Source organism: Cellulomonas sp. P1_G12_2, from assembly GCF_056405535.1.
The window spans coordinates 76,216-93,046 of the sequence record NZ_JBFUBX010000005.1; the positions used below are offsets into that span (position 1 = coordinate 76,216).

Here is a 16,831-nt window from a genome sequence, read left to right on the forward strand (position 1 = left end):
TCCGCGCCACTACGGTCCAAATGACGCGGCCCGCCGGTGTGCACCGTCGGATCCGTCGTCGCGCTGTTCCGAGCCCACGACAGAGGGATCCCAGATGAACCTGCTACGCAGATCAGCCCACGTGCGGACCGCACGTGCCCGACGTTCGGTCCTGCGGTTCGTCGCGCTGGCCGCCGCGCTGGCGGTCGGCCTCCCGGCGATGGCCGCCCCGGCCTCCGCGGCCCCCGGCGACGACGAGACCCTCCGGGTCCTCCTGTTCTACAAGGCCAACTTCCACGCCTCGCACGTCCAGGCCCGCCAGGCCGTGCGCGACCTCGCGACCGAGCTGTCCACCGAGTACGGCAAGACGCTCGAGATCCAGGAGACCGACGACCCCGCGGCGTTCACCACGGCGAACCTGGCCACCGTCGACGCGATGGTGTTCGCCCAGACCGGTGGGGTGCTCTTCGACGCGGCCCAGCGCGCCGCGCTCGAGAGCTACATCCGCGGCGGCGGCGGCTTCATGGGTCTGCACTACACCGGCTGGTCCGTCGGGCAGAGCGAGCACGACGTAAACCCCTTCTACGCCCGCCTCGTCGGCGCCATGTCGGAGGGCCACCCGGAGAACCCCGCCGTCCGCCCCGGGCGCGTGGTCGTGCGCGACGTCGAGCACCCGCTGACGGCCGGCCTCCCCACGAGCTTCACCCGCAGCGACGAGTGGTACGACTGGACGGTCAACCCCGCCCCCTACGTGCGCACCCTGCTGCTGGCCGACGAGGCGTCGTACGGCGGCGGACGTCAGGGCACCGAGCACCCGATCACGTGGTGCCAGGAGATCGACAGCGGTCGGTCCTGGTACTCGGCCATGGGGCACGAGGGCACGGCGTACGCCGAACCCGTCATCCGCACGCAGATGCGCAACGGCCTGGCCTACGCGTCCGGTCTGGTGCAGGCCGACTGCTCGTCCCCGTCCAAGGAGGTCAACGGCGCCTGGAGCGGCGTCACGCCGTGGCCGCTGATGCCCATCAACATGGCCCTCACCTCCGACGGCACGGTCCAGTCGTTCGGCAGCGTCGGCGGTTGGGGCACCGACACCACGCCCTACGACTGGACCGGCGACAGCTCGATCACGCAGGGCGGGCAGATGGAGGTCGACGTCTGGGACCCAGCGCAGGAGCGCACGCTGGCGAACCTGCGCAGCGGCATCCTGCCGAACACCACCTACACCGACCTGTTCTGCTCCATGCAGGTGCAGAACCCGCACGACCACTCGACGATGACGGTCGGCGGTGACGACGGCCTGGGCGGCAACGCGCCCAACGACGCCGCCATCGGGGTCACCAGCTACACCACCAACAACGGGCTGCAGAACGAGGCGCCCATGAACTTCCCGCGGTGGTACCCGACCGGCACGACGATGCCGAACGGCGACATCGTGGTGCAGGGCGGCAGCCTCCGCGGCGGACCGGGCGGACCCGGCGTGCTCACCCCGGAGATCTACACCCCGGACGAGGGCAGCGGCTGGAAGACCCTCGACGGTGCCACCAGCCCGGTGGCCTACGGCGACGGCGGTGCCGACCACGCCGGCGCGGACGAGAACCGGTGGTGGTACCCGCGGGCGTTCGTGACCCCCGGCAGCGGCACCCTGTTCAACATCAGCGGCACCCAGATGTTCGAGCTGGACCCGCAGGGCAACGCCGGCGAGGGCGAGCTCACGCTGCGCGGCACCCTGCCGGCCGGCATCGCCAACCAGGGCGCCGACGGCAACCCGGTCGGTGCGACCTCGACGGCCACGATGTACCGGCCCGGCAAGATCCTGCAGGTCGGCGGCGGCTGGTGGGGCAACGGTGGCGGCCCGGACGGCGCGCGCGCCGGCTTCACGGTCGACATCACGGGTGGCACGGCCAACCCGGTCATCGCGCCGACCGCGCCGATGGAGTACCAGCGCCACTGGGCGACCTCGACGGTCATGCCCGACGGCGACGTGCTCGTCACCGGCGGCAGCCGCGAGAACAACGGGAACGGCGGATACGTCACGAACGCCGAGATCTGGGACCCCGAGACGGGGACCTGGACCACCGTCGAGTCACCGTACGAGCACGCCCGGCTGTACCACTCCGCGGCGCTTCTCCTGCCCGACGGTCGCGTGATGGTCGGCGGTGGCGGGGCTCCCGGGCCGCGCAACTACACGGACGTGGAGTACTACTCCCCGGCCTACCTGTTCGACGGCGAGGCGCTGGCCCAGCGGCCGGAGATCACCGACGCGCCCGAGGCCATCGGCTACGACGGGACCTTCGGGATCACGGCGTCCGGTGACGTCTCCCGCGTGACCCTGGTCCGCAACGGCTCGGTCACCCACGGCTTCAACAACGACCAGAACTTCCAGGACCTGCAGTTCAGCCAGGTCCCCGGGTCGGGCGAGGTCACCATCACCGCTCCGCAGGACGGCACGTACGCCCCTCCCGGCGCGTACATGCTCTTCGTGTTCGACGCGGACGGCACCCCGTCGGTCGCCTCGATCGTGGACATCGACCCCGAGGTCGCGATGGACAAGCGGACCCCGCAGGTCGTCGACCAGTTCGAGTACCCGCGCCTGCCCACCGACTGGCGCGGCGGCAACCCCGCCGCGGTCGTCGACGTGGCCCCGGGCAACGGCCGCATGACGCCTTGGACCGTCGGCAACCAGGTCCAGCTCGTGCGCGGCACCGCACCCGGCCAGGGTGGCCTCGGCCTCACCGGCTACCACCTGGCGCTGGGCGGCTCGGGAAGCCTCGAGCGGACGCTCACGGGTCTCGAGCCCGACAGCGAGTACCGGATCTCGCTGCGGTACGCACGCGACAGCCGGTCGGCAGGGTCGGGCCCCGGGACGGCGACGCTGACGGTCGGGAGCCTGAGCACCACGCTCACGGCCACGACCGACATGCCCTCCCAGAGCAGCAGGGCCATCACGTTCGGCACCTACGTCGGGACGTTCACGGCCTCGGCGCGCGCCGAGACGCTGAGCCTCACGGGAGCCGGCGCCGGTCTGGTGATCGACGACCTCGTCGTCATCGCCGTGGACCCGGGCGTCGGGGACGTGCCGGTCCACTACGAGTTCGAGGAGGGCCAGGGCACGTCGGCGGCCAACACCGGCACCGACTCGTCGGTCGGGGCAGCGACCCTGACCGGCACCACCGGATGGTCGCCGAACGGGGCTCTGGGAGGGGCGCTCGACCTCTCGGGCGGCTCGAACGCCAACGCCGTGGACCTGCCGGACAACCTGCTGCAGGGCGCGGAGAACTTCTCCACCTCGTTCTGGGTGCGGCCGGACACCAAGGCGAACTGGATCGGCCTGTTCCACCTCGGTGACGGGCTGGAGGGCGCGGGCAGCTTCTTCCAGATCCAGATGCAGACGCAGGCGGCCGGGGGCACCGGGCTGGCCGCCACGTTCAAGGCGAAGGGCAGCGCCCTGCAGGAACGCGTCTACGCCACCCCGGTGAAGGACGTGGTCGCGGGCACGTGGAACCACGTGGCGTTCACCCGCGAGGGTTCGACCGGCACGCTGTACCTGAACGGTGTGGCGGTCGCGAGCCGGGCCGACCTCACCATCGACATGGCCGACGTCGGGCCCACGTCGAACAACTGGCTGGGCCGCAACGGGTACCCCGACCCGGCGTACGACGGACTGATGGACGACGTGCGCCTGTACACGTCCACGCTGTCCGCGGACGACGTGTCGGCCCTGTACGACGACGGCACCGCGCTGCGTACCACGACGACGGTCACGGCCGGCCCGGCCTCCCCGTCGCCGTTCGCGGAGCCGGTGGCGTTCACGGCCGAGGTCGAGGGCGAGGACGGCCAGCCCGCCGGCGGCACGGTCGCGCTGTGGGTCGACGGGACCGCCGTCGGGTCGCCGGTGACCCTGGCGGCCGGGACGGCCACGTTCCCCGAGCTCACCCTGCGCCGGGGCGACCACCAGGTGGAGGTCCGGTTCGCGGCAGCCGACGGCTGGCGTGACTCGACCGCGACGATCGCGCACACGGTCCAGGGGCCACCCCCGGGATCGGGTGTGCCCATCCGGTACACCTTCGACGAGGGGACCGGCCCCACGGCCGCCAACACCGGCCTGGACCAGTCGATCGGGTCGGCGACCCTCCAGGGCGCCGCGGGCTGGGCGGCGGAGGGCAGGTTCGGCCCCGCGCTGTCGCTGCCCGGCGGAGGCTCGGCCACGGGCAACCAGGCCAGGCTCCCGGACAACGTCCAGGACGGCATGGACGACGAGTTCAGCGTGTCCGTCTGGGCACGCCCGGACGTCCTGCCGGCGTGGGTGCCGCTCCTGCAGATCGGCAGCAGCACGGACACGTTCTTCCTGCTGCAGTCGAACACCAACGCCGCCGGTGCCACCGGGTTCGCCGCGACCTTCAAGAAGGCCGGCGCCGCCAACCAGGAGCGGTTGACGTTGGGGGCAGGCAACGACCTGCCGCTGAACCAGTGGACGCACGTGGTCTACACGCACAGCGGCACCACCGGCAGGATCTACTTCGACGGGGTGCTGAAGGGCACCCGCACCGACTTCACGCTCGACATGGGTGACGTCGGGGTGGCCGGCAGCACGACCGCCAACCTGGTCGGCGGCACCAGCTGGCCGGACGGCCGGTTCGACGGTCTGGTCGACGAGCTCCAGCTGTTCGGCTACGCGCTGACCGAGGAGCAGATCGACGACCTGTTCGAGGGACCGCCGCCCCCGAACGCCGCACCGGTCGGGGTCGCCGACTCCTTCACGACCTCCGAGGGCGATCCCCTCACGGTCGCGGCTCCGGGCGTCCTGGCCAACGACACGGACGCCGAAGGCAGCCCGCTCACGGCGACCAACGCCACCCAGCCGGCTCACGGCACGGTCGTGCTCGCGGCACAGGGGTCGTTCACCTACACCCCCCAGGCCGACTTCTTCGGGACGGACACCTTCACGTACACGGCGAACGACGGGTCGCTCGACTCGGCGCCGGTGACGGTGACCCTCACGGTGGAGGAGGACGTGGATCCGGGACCTGTGGCCACCACGGTCGCGGGTTCGGCGGCGACGTTCACGTACGGCACGGCGGGGTCGGTCGTCGCGACCGTCACCCCGACGACGGCCACCGGAACCGTCTCGCTGCTCCTCGGCACCCGCACCTTCGGGTCGGGCGAGCTGTCGGCGGGGACGGTCACGATCCCGCTGGCGGCGACGTCGCTGGTCCCCGGCACGCACCAGCTCACGCTGGAGTACGCCGGTGACCCCACGCACGCGCCGTCGACGGGGACCGTCGCGGTGACGGTGCAGAAGGTCACGCCGACGATGGTGGTGACGGCGCCGAGCGAGGTGGCGCCGGGGACACGCCCGAGCGTGACGGTGGTGCTCTCGGCACCGGACGGCGTCCCCGTGACCGGCTCGGTCAGGATCGACGTCGCCGGCTACAACACGGTCTCCGGCACGCTCAAGGACGGCAAGGTCGTCCTCGAGCTGGCCACCGCGACCGAGGTCGGCGTGCTGGACCTCACGGTGACCTACCGGGGGAGCAGCCTGGCCGAGCGGGTGGTGAAGACCCTCACCATCACGGTCGCCAACCCGACGCCACCGGCGACCACCAAGATCACGGGGTCGGCGGCGACGTTCACCTACGGCACGGCGGGCACCGTCTCCGCGACGGTCACCCCGGCCACGGCCACGGGCGAGGTCACGGTGCGTCTCGGCTCCCGCGTCCTCGGGTCGGGCACCCTGTCGGCGGGGAAGGCGACGATCCCGCTGCCGGCGACCTCGCTGGCACCGGGGACGCACCAGCTCACGCTGGAGTACGCCGGTGACCCGAAGCACAAGGCGTCGGCGACGACCGTGAAGGTGACGGTCAAGAAGGCCACCCCGACGCTCGCGGTGCAGGCGCCCAGCGAGGTGAAGGTCGGTGCGCGCCCTCTGGTGCGGGTGATCCTGTCCGCACCTGACGGGGTTCCGGTGACCGGCACGGTGGCGGTCGCGGTCGGCGGCGGCAGCACCGTCGTCGACACGCTCAGCGGCGGCGAGGTGGCTGTCGAGCTGGCCAGGGCGACCAAGGTCGGCGACCTCAAGGTCACGGTCACCTACCGCGGGAGCACCCTGGCCGAGACGGTGAAGAAGGACCTCACCATCAAGGTGAAGCGCTAGCCCGACAGACGAGGCGGGCCCGGAGGATGTTCCTCCGGGCCCGCCTCGTCCGAGGGGTCTGCTCAGACCCTGTCGTCCAGCGCGGCCACCACACCCGCGCGGCTGTCGTCCTCGCTCGCCAGGACGCCACCGTTGGCGACGATGTCGGGAGTGATCTCGTTGAAGACCATGCGGACGTCCTGTCGGCGCGCGCCGAGGATGTCGACGGCGCTGTCGGCCACGGCCTGCGCGAAGGCTCGGCGCTGCTCGAGCGTCCGGCCCCGGAGCAGCTCGACGGTGATGTTCGGCATTGGCAGTTCCCTCTCTTCGGGAGCGTGGTCCACATGCGCGACCATGGTTCGCTCATATGAACGCCATCCTAGGCGTGGGCTCAGATCGGTTCAACAGTGTGTAGCAGGTTCACATCCTTGACAGAGATTCTGCGGGCTGCTTCAGTGGCGGCGTCACCGGCGACAGCCGGGCTCAGTGTCGAGGTGAGGACCGGTCCATGAAGCGACTCGTGGCGCGGACGGGCGTCGTCGGCGCCGCGGTCACGCTCGTGCTGGTGGGTGTCGCCGCGCCGGCCCAGGCGCACGTGACCATCACCCCCTCCACCACCGCGGCCGGCGCCTACGCGGTGCTCGAGGTGGGCGTCCCGCACGGGTGCCAGGGATCGTCGACCACGGGGATCACCATCCAGCTCCCGGACGAGATCGTCTCGGTCACCCCGACCCGCCACGCCCTGTGGGAGGTGGAGAAGAACCTGGAGCAGCTCGACCCGTCGGTCACCGACAGCCACGGCCGTCAGATCACCGAACGCGTCGCCTCCGTGACCTACCGGACCGACAGCCCGCTCCCCGAGGGCTACCGCGACGTCCTCGAGCTGTCGCTCCTGCTGCCCGACCTCGAGGGCGAGACCCTGGTCTTCCCGACCATCCAGACGTGCGAGCAGGGCGAGGCCGCCTGGATCGAGGTGCCGGCGGAGGGGCAGGACGGGGAGGCGCTCGAGCTTCCGGCCCCGTCGTTCGTCCTCACCGCACCACCGGGCGACGGCCACGGCGCGCCCGCGGTGATCGACACCAGCCTCGCTGCCGACGGCGGCGCCGCGGTCGAGGACAAGGCGGACGGCGTCGACGCGTGGACGGTCGGGGCGCTGGTGGTCGGCCTGGTCGGCGCCGTGATGGGCGGGACGGCACTCGTGCTCCAGCGTCGGCGCGCATGATCGGACGCCGCTCGCCCGCGCGAGCGCTGCTGCTGCTCCTCGTCGCGGTCGCCGGGCTGCTCCTGGGCTCGGCCGGTCCTGCGTGCGCGCACTCGACCCTGATTGGCTCCGACCCGGCCGAGGGTGCCGTCCTCGACGCGGCGCCGGAGCGGATCCGGTTCACGTTCGACGAGGCGGTCGCGGGCGTGCCGGACGGTGTCCGGGTGTTCGACGCGGAGGGTGCTCCGGTGGCGTCGTCCGCAGCGGTCTCCGGCACGGAGCTGGCGGTCACCCTGACCGAGCAGGCGGCGCCCGGGACGCTGGTGGTCGTCTGGCGGGTGGTGTCGGAGGACGGGCACCCCGTCAGCGGGTCGCTCACCTTCTCGGTCGGCGCTCCCAGCAAAGAGGTGGCGCTCCCGCCGAGCACCTCGAGCGCCAGCACCCGCGCACCCGTCGCGCTGAGCCTGGCCCGCTGGGTCGGCTACGGCGGGCTGCTGCTGTCGACGGGCCTCGTCGCGTTCGCCCTCCTCGTCGTGCCCGCCGGTGAGCTCACGGGCCAGGTGCGTTCCCGGCTGGTCTCCGTCGCTCGAGGCGCAGCCGTGGCCACGGTGGTGGCCTGGCTCCTGGGGCTGCCGCTCACGGTCCTGTACCAGGTGGGCGGCGGTGCGGGCTCGTTGGCGCGGACCAGCACGTGGGCCGGCGTGCCGACGACCGAGTACGTCGTGACCGCCGCGGTCGTGCTCGGCACCGCTGTGGGCGTGGGGTTCCTGAGTCGCGGGGCCCTCACCGGATCGCGACGTCTCGTGGCGCTGGTCGCCGCGGCGGTCGCGCTCGTCGCGCCGGCCTTCACCGGTCACACCCGTGCCGCGTCCCCCGAGGCGCTGGTGGTCGGCGCCGACATGCTGCACCTGCTCGCCGGGAGCATCTGGCTCGGCGGCCTGGTGGGACTCGCACTCACGCTCCGTGAGCTCGCCGACCGGGGCGAGGTCGCGGCGCACGTCCTGGCCCGGTTCTCCGCCCTCGCGGCCGGCGTCCTCGTCGCCCTGGTGGCGGCCGGCTCCGTCCTGGCATGGCGGATCGTCGGCTCCTGGGACGCGCTGGTCAGCACCGGCTACGGCCGCCTCCTGCTGGCCAAGGTGGCGCTGGCCCTGGTCGCCGTCGGGATCGCCGCCTGGAACCGGTACCGGCTCGTGCCCGCCCTGCGGGCCAGCACCCGGCTCCGCACCCGCCGAGCGGGGGCCGACCTCCTCGTGCGTTCCCTGGGCGCCGAGGCTGCCGTGCTCGTCGTGGCCCTGGCGGTGACCGGGTTCCTGGTCGACCGGAGCCCGCAGGTGGAGGCGTCGGCCGTGGACCGGGCCAGGGAGGGCGTCCAGACGGCGACGCTCGGTGACGTCCACCTGCAGGCGCGTCTCGCACCGCTGACCGCCGGACCCAACGCCGTCACCCTCGAAATGCGTGACGCGGCGGGGGAGCCCTTCGAGGGGTTCGGCGCGCCGAGGGCCCGACTCTCCTCGGACCAGGTCGACCTCGGTCCCGTCGCGCTCACGAACGCAGGTCCCGGCACCTACACCGCCGAGGTCGTGCTCCCGTCCGCGGGCACCTGGCGGCTCCAGGTCTCGTTGCGGACGAGCGAGTTCGACAACCCGGTGACGACCGTGGAGTTCCGGGTCGACGCCTCGTCCTAGGCGCGCAGCACGCGGACCCCGGCGCTCTCCAGCTCGGTGAGGACGGGGTGCGTCCGGTCCGCGTCGCTGACGATCCCGGAGACCTCGTCGAGCCCGAGGACCGTGAACGGGGACGCCGCGCCGATCTTCTCCTCGCTCGCCATCACCCAGGTCTGCGACGCCCGGCGCGCCAGGGTGCGCTTCATCGCAGCCTCGTCGGCGTCGCCGGTGGTCAGGCCCGTGTCCGCCCGCACGCCGGTCACGCCCAGGAGGAACAGGTCGGCGCTGATCAGTGCCGCCGCCTCGGCCGTGGCGGCGCCGGACGTCACGACGGAGTGCTTGAACAGCCGCCCGCCGAGGACGAACACCTCGGCCGGGTGGTCGACGAGCGCGACGGCGATCGTCGGGCTGTGCGTGATCACGGTGAGCTGGTCGTCGCGGGGCAGCGCGCGCGCGACCTCGAGCGCCGTGGTGCCGCCGTCCAGGATCAGGGTGCTCCCCGGTTCGACCAGCTGGAGGCAGGCGGCCGCGACGCGCTGCTTGCTGCTCGTGGCGAGCTCCTGCCGGCGGGCGTAGCTCGCAGCCGCGGGGGCGACCGGGATGGCGCCGCCGTACACGCGATGGCACAGTCCGGCGGCGGCGAGCTCGCGCAGGTCCCGCCGGATCGTGTCCTCGGAGGTGTCCAGCTCGGTCGCCAGGTCCCTGGCCACGAGCCGCCCGTCGGCGTGGAGCCGGTCCAGCAGGAGTTCCTTGCGCTGCGCGGCGAGCATCTGCACGATTTCCCTTGTTCGTTCCGACTCGTGCACACTATCGCACATGACGACGCCACTCATGATCCTCATCGCCGGCCCCTACCGCTCCGGGACGGGCGACGATCCCGCGCTGATGGAGCAGAACCTCCGACGCCTCGAGCAGTCCGCCTGGCCGATCTTCCGCGCCGGTCACATCCCGATGATCGGGGAGTGGGTGGCGCTTCCGGTGCTGAGCAGCGCGGGCGCCGACGGCCCGCTGAGCCCGCTGGCGGACTCCGTGATGTACCCGACGGCGGAGCGGTTGCTCCAGCACTGCGACGCGGTCCTGCGGGTCGACGGTGAGTCGACGGGGGCGGACCAGGACGTCGCGATCGCGCACGAACGCGGACTGCCGGTCTACCGCCGCGTCGAGGACATCCCCGGCTTCGTCGCCGAACCGGAGAGCTGACCGCGCCGACCCACCCTGGCCGCGGCGGGCGATCTGGGTCTAGCGTCCGATGTGTCCGGTATCGCCTCAGCAGTGGGGCAGGCGAGAACTGATGCAGCTTCCGCTCCTCCTCGCGGGTCCTGTCCTGCGTCGCGTCGACGCAGGACTCGTCGCGGTCCAGGTGATGCTCAGCGAACCGGCGACCGTCAGGCTCACCGTCTGGGAGGGGCGGGTCGCCTTCGACACCACGAACCCGCCCTTCGCGAGCAGCGGCGATCCCTCGGACCCCAACGCTCCTGCGCCTCATCCCGGCGAGTCGACGGTGCGCATCGGCGAGCAGCTCCACCTCGGACTCGTCACCGCGCGTCTGCCCCCCGCCTCCGGCAAGGTCTTCCAGTCCGATCGGCTCTACTCCTACAACGTCACCATCGAAGGCACCCAGAACAGGACCGACCTGGCCGAGCTGGGTCTGCTCGGCCCGCACACGGTCAGCGGGGTCGACGTGGGGCCCCTCGGCTACGCCGACCGGATGCTGCCGAGCTTCGCCCTCCCGCCGACGACCCTCGACGACCTGCGGCTCGCGTACGGCTCGTGCCGCCGGCCGGGGTACGACGACGGAGACGCGCTGGCCTGGATGGACGAGTACCTGGGCGAACGGGTCGACGACCCGCGCGCGCGGATCCACCAGCTGTTCCTCGGCGGTGACCAGATCTACGCCGACGACGTGGACCCGATCATGATGCTCCGCGTCGTCGAGCTCGGCGTGGAGCTCATCGGCACCGCCGGCGGGGTGCCGGTCGAGCGGGTGAAGGTAGGCCAGGTCCTCCGGCGGCCGCCGGCGAGCACGCCGACCGAAGCCGACCCGACCGCGGCGTACACCCCCGAGACACCGCAGGAGACGGCCGCGGCGGGAGACCTGCCGGCCGGGCCACCGCAGTTCCCGGTCGACGACGGCCGCCCGGGGCCGACCGTCGAAGGGCGGCTGGGCCTGACCACCGTCAGCGGCCAGCTGACGAGCATCGACGGCAGGAACCACCTGATCTCGCTCGGGGAGTTCGCCGCCACCTACGTCCTTGTCTGGTCGCCGGCCTGCTGGGGGGAGGAGGTGCCCGGCGCCACGACGAGCGGGGGCACCGCCCTGCGCTGGCTGGACACGCTCGGTGCAGACGAGGACGTCGTGATGCCGACGCACGTCCCGCCGGAGCGCGTCCCGCAGCACCTGTACGCCGACGCAGCGACGCTCGCCGGGCGTGCCGCGAAGGAGGCGAAGAAGACCGACGAGGACCGCGCGAAGGAGGCCGACCGCGAGCGGCGGTCGAGGCTGCGCAGCCACCGCGTGCACCGCGAGCTCCTGCTCGGGCTCGGCCGGGTGCAGCGCGTTCTCGCGAACGTGCCGACGTACATGATGATCGACGACCACGACGTCACCGACGACTTCTTCCTCAACCCGATGTGGCGGCACCGGGTGCTCGGGTCCGCCCTCGGCCAGGTGATCCTGACCAACGGGATGCTCGCCTACGCCCTCTTCCAGGACTGGGGCAACGATCCGCGCCGGTACGACCCGGTCACCACGCCCAGCCATCCCGAGCTGGGGGGTCAGCTGCCGGGCGACCTGCTCGACCAGGCGGCCCGGCTGTTCCCGGCATCGACGCCCGGTCCGGACGCGGACGCCTTCGCCGCCGTCGGTCGGATGTTCGGGCACAACCTCGACAACCCACCGCTCCCGGACGGCCGGTTCGGCGCCGTCGACGCGCCGATCACCTGGCACTTCACGGTCGACGGTCCTCAGCACGTCGTGGTGGCCCTGGACAACCGGACGCGGCGCAGCTACGTCGCGGAGATCGGCCCACCGGGCAACGTGTCGACGGAGGCGCTCGTGGACCAGATCCCGCGACCGCCGCTGCCCGCCGGGCGCGAGGTGCTCGTGGTGATCGCACCGCTCCAGGTGATCGGTCCGCCGGTCATCGACGAGGTGGTGGCCCGGGCGATCTACCGGATCTTCGACCTGGCCACGGCCGGCGACCTGACCGACCCGGCGTCCGTGGCCGGGAACCGCCGGATGCCGGGGACGAACCCGGACGCCCTGGAGACCTGGGCCTTCGACGCGATCACGTTCGAGCACCTCCTGGCCAGGCTCGCGGAGCACCAGCGGGTGGTGGTCCTGTCCGGCGACGTGCACAACGCGGCGTCGAACGTCATGAGCTACTGGCGGGGCGCGCAGGAGCGCCCGGCCCGCATCGCGCAGTTCACCTCCAGCGGGTTCAAGAACGTCATGCCCGTCTACCTGCGGGCGCTCGACCGCAGCGCGATGCTCCTGCAGGAGCTCCTGCGCGCGAGGCTCGGCGTCGAGCGGCTCGGCTGGACCCGCCCGGACGCCGACCTCGTGCTGCTCCCTCGCGACCGGACCGAGGCGGACCTGGTGGCGACGACGCGGGCCAAGCTGCTCCGCAGCCCGGTGCTTCTGGCGACGCACGGCTGGCTGGACGACAACGAGGACGGCGAGCAGCCGGACCCCGAGCTCACGTCGCGGCTCAACCCGGCGAAGCCCCCGGAGTGGCGCTGGCGGGTGACCCCCCTGCTCGACGACCGCGCCGACGTCGACCGCCCGGCGCCGATCCGGGTCGCACCGTTGGACGACGCCACGATCGAGGCCCAGCTCGCCGACCCCGCCACGGCCTTCCCGGCCATGCAGGCGGTCGCGGGCCGGCACCAGGCAGCCCTGGACCGCATGCGGAACACCCGGCAGATGATGTTCCGGTCCAACTTCGGGATCTGCCGGTTCGAGTCGGGTCAGGACGGCACGGTGACGGCCGTCGGCGAGGTGCACACGTCGGCCGTCGACCCCGAGACCCAGCTGCCGGTGCTCGGCCCGTACATGGTGCACCGGGCGTCGCTGGGTCCGCAGGCCGAGGCGCCGCCGGAGCAGCTGCGCGAGTCGGTGCTGAGCCGGGTGCCGATCCCGGAGCCGGAACCGTGAGCGCGCGCTCGGTGCTCCGCCAGCTCGCGGGCGAGGTGCTCGACTTCGTCACCTTCTCCGCCGACCTCCTGGGCCGGCCCGAGGTCCGCAGCGCGGTGCTCACCGACCTCGGGGCCGCGCCGGACGCGACGACCAAGGCCCTCGTCCTGCCGGAGGCCCCGCTCGCCGCGATCACGGAGTACCGGGCGCAGGTGGACACGGACCTGCAGGCGGACATCGAGGCGGCCGGCAACCTCGCCCTGCTCCTCGGGGCGGTCATCGACCAGGTCGAGTCGTGGCAGGGCACCGACTGGGCGGGCCGCGGCGACACGTTCGTGAACAGCCTGCTCGACCTGCTGGGCAGCACCTACGTCCGACGCCGCTGGCCCAAGCTGTTCCTGGTCATGCAGGCGGTGGCGATCACGACCGAGCTCACCGGGTCGCTGGCGCCGGGGGAGCAGGCCCACACCCGGTTCCTCGACGCCTTCGGCACGATCTTCTCGTTCGTGTGGAACCCCGGGCGGACCCTCGACGACCTGGACGACACGCAGCCGGGTGCCGAGGGGAGCACCCTGAACACCGCGCGCGACACGTCGTTCCTCGTCGTCGACGGGCTCATCCGCGGCATCGTCGCGGCGATCGCCGTCGTCGACCAGACGCTGGACGAGGACGCCCTGAACGTGCTCGACGACGTGATCGTCGGCTGGGACGCGGCCGCGCTCGACGTGGACTCGCCGGCGCGCCCGACGGCGGCGGACGTCCTGGCGGGCCGGATGGTCTCGCTCGCGCTGCGGCGCGACGGCGGCACCGACTCCGAGCAGCTGCGCGTCACCTGGATGTACCTGCCCCGGCGACTGGGCACCCCCGCACGCCCGCACCAGCTGTTCCTCGCGCTCGGCGGCACTCTCACGCTGGACGAGGTGCTCAACCCCGGGGCCACCGACGGCCCCACCTGGAGGTTCCGGGTCGACATCCGCAGCGACGCCGGCGCCGCCCTGCTCATCGACGGCGACGGGGTGCAGCCCAACGCGACCGCAGCCGGCTCGGCCGTCTCGGTGGGCTACCGCGCCGCGCCCGACGAGACAGGGATCAGCTACGCCCTGCCGCGATCCACCGGGACCCGGCTCGAGATCGGGGAGATGGCGGCGGTGCTCACGCTGAGCGCTTCCGGCGCGCGCATCCTCCTGCGGCTGGACCACTGCGCCCTGGTGATCGACTCGGCCGACAAGGACAGCTTCGTGCGCAAGCTGCTCGGTGGCCGGCCGATGCGGAAGGTGTTCTCCCTCGGGCTGGGGTACGACGCCGCGCTCGGGTTCATCCACGAGGTGCACGTCCCCTCGACCGTCGACGCGACCGGCCCCGAGCCGCCGTTCGACTCCTCGGGTCCGGCGGGTCCGCCGGCGATCGAGAAGACCCTCCCGCTCGGCGGGGGCGGGACGCTGGGCATCAACGTGCACGAGGTGGTGCTGCGGCTGGCCGGGCGCCGGGCGGAGGCGCCGGAGACCGGGTGGGCGGTGGCCGCCGGCGGGCTGGTGTCGTTCAGCACGCAGCTGGGCCCCCTGTACGTCCGGGTGGACCGGCTGGGCCTGTTCGCCGCGGTGGACACGATGACCCCCTCCGCCGAGCGCAACCTGCGGGTCATCGACGCGCACGTGGACGCGACCCGGCCGACGGGGATCGCCCTGGACCTGCGGACCGGACCGGTCAGCGGCGGCGGCACCATCCAGCACGACCCGACCACCGGCGACTACGTCGGTGCGCTCGTCCTGCGCGTGGGCAAGCAGATCACGATCACCTGCATCGGGCTCGCGTCGACCCGGGACCGCGAGGGCAACGAGCTGTCGTCCCTCCTCCTCATCGGCACGGTCGAGCATCTCGGGTGGCAGGCCGGCGTGGTCACGCTCGACGGTCTGGGTGTGCTCTACGCAGCGGACCGGACGCTCGACGTGGCCGCCGTCCGCGCGGCGCTGCCGTCCGGGCAGCTCAAGCACATCCTCTTCCCCGCCGACCCCGTCAAGCACCTCCCGGAGCTCGTCGCCGCGCTGCGCACCTTCTTCCCTCCGAAGGACGGGACGCACATCTACGGCCTCCTGGTGAAGCTGACCTTCGGCAGTGCGCACCCCCTGCTGCGGGCCGACCTCGCGCTCATGCTGGAGCGCGACTCGGTCTCGGAGACGAGCCGGCTGCTCGTGCTGGGCCGGGTGTCGTCGGTGCTGCCGCAGGAGGAGAACGCACTCGTCCGGCTCAACCTCGACGTCGTCGGGGTGTTCGACTTCGACACCGGGGCCGCCGCCCTCGACGCGGTCCTGTACGACTCGACGCTGTGCGGTCGCTTCGTGCTGACCGGCGCGGCGGCGTTCCGTCGCGAGCGGGGCCAGGGCTTCGCGCTCGCGGTGGGCGGGTTCAACCCTCGGTTCAGTCCGCCGGCGAACTTCCCCGTGCTGCCGCGGGTCTCGGTGGCGCTCACCACCGGCGACAACCCCAAGCTGGTCATCGAGGCCTACCTCGCGATCACGACGAACACCCTGCAGTTCGGCGCGAAGGCGTCCCTGTACGCCGCCGCGTACGGGTTCAGCATCCAGGGGTACATCGGGTTCGACGTGCTGGTGAACTTCTGGCCGCCGCACTTCATCGCCGACTTCGCGGCGGGCGTCCAGCTCAAGCGCGGTTCCCGGAACCTGTTCAAGGTCGACGTCCGAGGCATGCTCGAGGGGCCGATCCCGCTGCGGGTCGCCGGGAAAGCCACCTTCGGCATCCTCTGGTGGGACTACACGGTCTCCTTCGACAAGACCCTGATCGGCGGGAGCGGGTCCGTCGTCACCGAGACCATCGACGTCGTCACCGAGCTCCTCGCCCGGCTCGGCGACCCCGGCAGCTGGCGGACGGAGCTGCCGGCGGCCGCGACGCAGGTGGCCGGCGTGCGGAACGTGCCACGCACCGACGGCCTTCTGCTGCACCCCCTCGGTCGACTCGTGGTGCAGCAGGGGCTCGTCCCCCTGAACACCACGCGGGAGATCGACCGCGTCGGCGCCTTCGTGCCGCGCGACGCCCGCCGCTTCGCGCTCACCGAGCCCCGGATCGGCGGCGCGACCCCGGGCGTCGCTCCCGTGAGCGACGAGTTCCCCGACAGCCAGTTCTTCGAGATGAGCGACGCCGAGCGTCTGGCCGCGCCGGGCGTGGTGATCCGCGAGGCCGGCGTGAGCTTCGGCAACGACCGCTACGCCTCCGACGCCACGGGCGGCGTGGCGGCGCCGTTCCGCTACACCGAGATCGTCGTCGGGCCGGACGGCGTGCCCGTCGTGCTGCCCGACCCCGTACCCGCGGAGCCCGGACACCTGCGCGCCGGCCTGCGGCTGTCCGCGGCTGCGCGTGCGGCGACGCGCACGGCCGTCGCCGAGCGGTACGCCGGGCTGGACCGGCCGGACGCCCCGCGGCTCGCCGGGCTGGTGAGGACGCCATGACCGAGCCGAACCTGGTCTTCCTCCCGTGGGCGCGGCGGGGTGGACCGCTCGACCTCCCGCCGGACGTGCGGGACGGGCACCCCGCCAGCCAGGCCTCCGCGACCGCCGAGGTGAAGGTCAACGGCGCCGGGCCGGCGACCGTGCAGGTCCGGCTGCTGGGCCCGGGCGACGTCACCGGGCTCCCGTCGCAGCAGGTGATCCGCACGGACCCGGCGCCGGGTTCGCGCACGTTCGAGGCCAACTAACTGCCGCTCGTCG

Annotated in this window: 9 protein-coding genes; 7 read left to right on the forward strand and 2 right to left on the reverse strand. The window is 72.7% G+C overall.

The window, feature by feature from the left end; all coding sequences use genetic code 11:
- Positions 1–94: 94 nt before the first annotated feature.
- On the forward strand, positions 95–6,133 hold the full coding sequence (locus AC1DXT_RS16365) for a LamG-like jellyroll fold domain-containing protein (RefSeq protein WP_477062365.1): 6,039 nt from the start codon (positions 95–97) through the stop codon (positions 6,131–6,133).
- A 62-nt stretch (positions 6,134–6,195) separates the two neighbouring features.
- On the opposite strand, the gene AC1DXT_RS16370 is transcribed toward AC1DXT_RS16365, so the two are convergent.
- Positions 6,196–6,423 carry a tautomerase family protein gene (locus tag AC1DXT_RS16370; protein WP_477062366.1) on the reverse strand — a complete coding sequence of 76 codons (228 nt, stop codon included), beginning with the start codon at positions 6,421–6,423 and terminating at the stop codon, positions 6,196–6,198.
- A 197-nt stretch (positions 6,424–6,620) separates the two neighbouring features.
- On the opposite strand from AC1DXT_RS16370, the gene AC1DXT_RS16375 reads away from it, so the two are divergent.
- Entirely contained in the window at positions 6,621–7,334 is a 714-nt protein-coding gene (locus AC1DXT_RS16375; protein WP_477062367.1) for a YcnI family copper-binding membrane protein, read from the forward strand.
- On the forward strand, positions 7,331–8,998 hold the full coding sequence (locus AC1DXT_RS16380) for a copper resistance protein CopC (RefSeq protein ID WP_477062368.1): 1,668 nt from the start codon (positions 7,331–7,333) through the stop codon (positions 8,996–8,998). The genes AC1DXT_RS16375 and AC1DXT_RS16380 overlap by 4 nt, the downstream gene beginning before the upstream one ends.
- Here AC1DXT_RS16380 and AC1DXT_RS16385 read toward each other — a convergent pair.
- On the reverse strand, positions 8,995–9,747 hold the full coding sequence (locus AC1DXT_RS16385) for a DeoR/GlpR family DNA-binding transcription regulator (RefSeq protein ID WP_477062449.1): 753 nt from the start codon (positions 9,745–9,747) through the stop codon (positions 8,995–8,997). The two genes, AC1DXT_RS16380 and AC1DXT_RS16385, sit on opposite strands and share 4 nt — an antisense overlap.
- Before the next feature lie 46 nt (positions 9,748–9,793).
- Here AC1DXT_RS16385 and AC1DXT_RS16390 point away from each other — a divergent pair, with 46 nt between their 5' ends.
- The 4 genes from AC1DXT_RS16390 (at position 9,794) to AC1DXT_RS16405 (ending at position 16,818) form a co-directional block, all read left to right on the forward strand.
- A complete protein-coding gene (locus AC1DXT_RS16390) occupies positions 9,794–10,177 on the forward strand; it encodes a DUF4406 domain-containing protein (protein WP_477062369.1) in 384 nt (127 codons plus the stop codon).
- 91 nt (positions 10,178–10,268) lie between these two features.
- Positions 10,269–13,133, forward strand: coding sequence for a metallophosphoesterase family protein (locus AC1DXT_RS16395; protein ID WP_477062370.1), 2,865 nt, complete (start codon positions 10,269–10,271; stop codon positions 13,131–13,133).
- Complete coding sequence (locus AC1DXT_RS16400) at positions 13,130–16,573, forward strand: DUF6603 domain-containing protein (RefSeq protein ID WP_477062371.1); 3,444 nt, start codon at positions 13,130–13,132, stop codon at positions 16,571–16,573. The genes AC1DXT_RS16395 and AC1DXT_RS16400 overlap by 4 nt, the downstream gene beginning before the upstream one ends.
- Positions 16,570–16,818: a hypothetical protein gene (locus AC1DXT_RS16405; RefSeq protein ID WP_477062372.1), complete on the forward strand. Its 249-nt coding sequence runs from the start codon at positions 16,570–16,572 to the stop codon at positions 16,816–16,818. The genes AC1DXT_RS16400 and AC1DXT_RS16405 overlap by 4 nt, the downstream gene beginning before the upstream one ends.
- Positions 16,819–16,831: the final 13 nt, after the last annotated feature.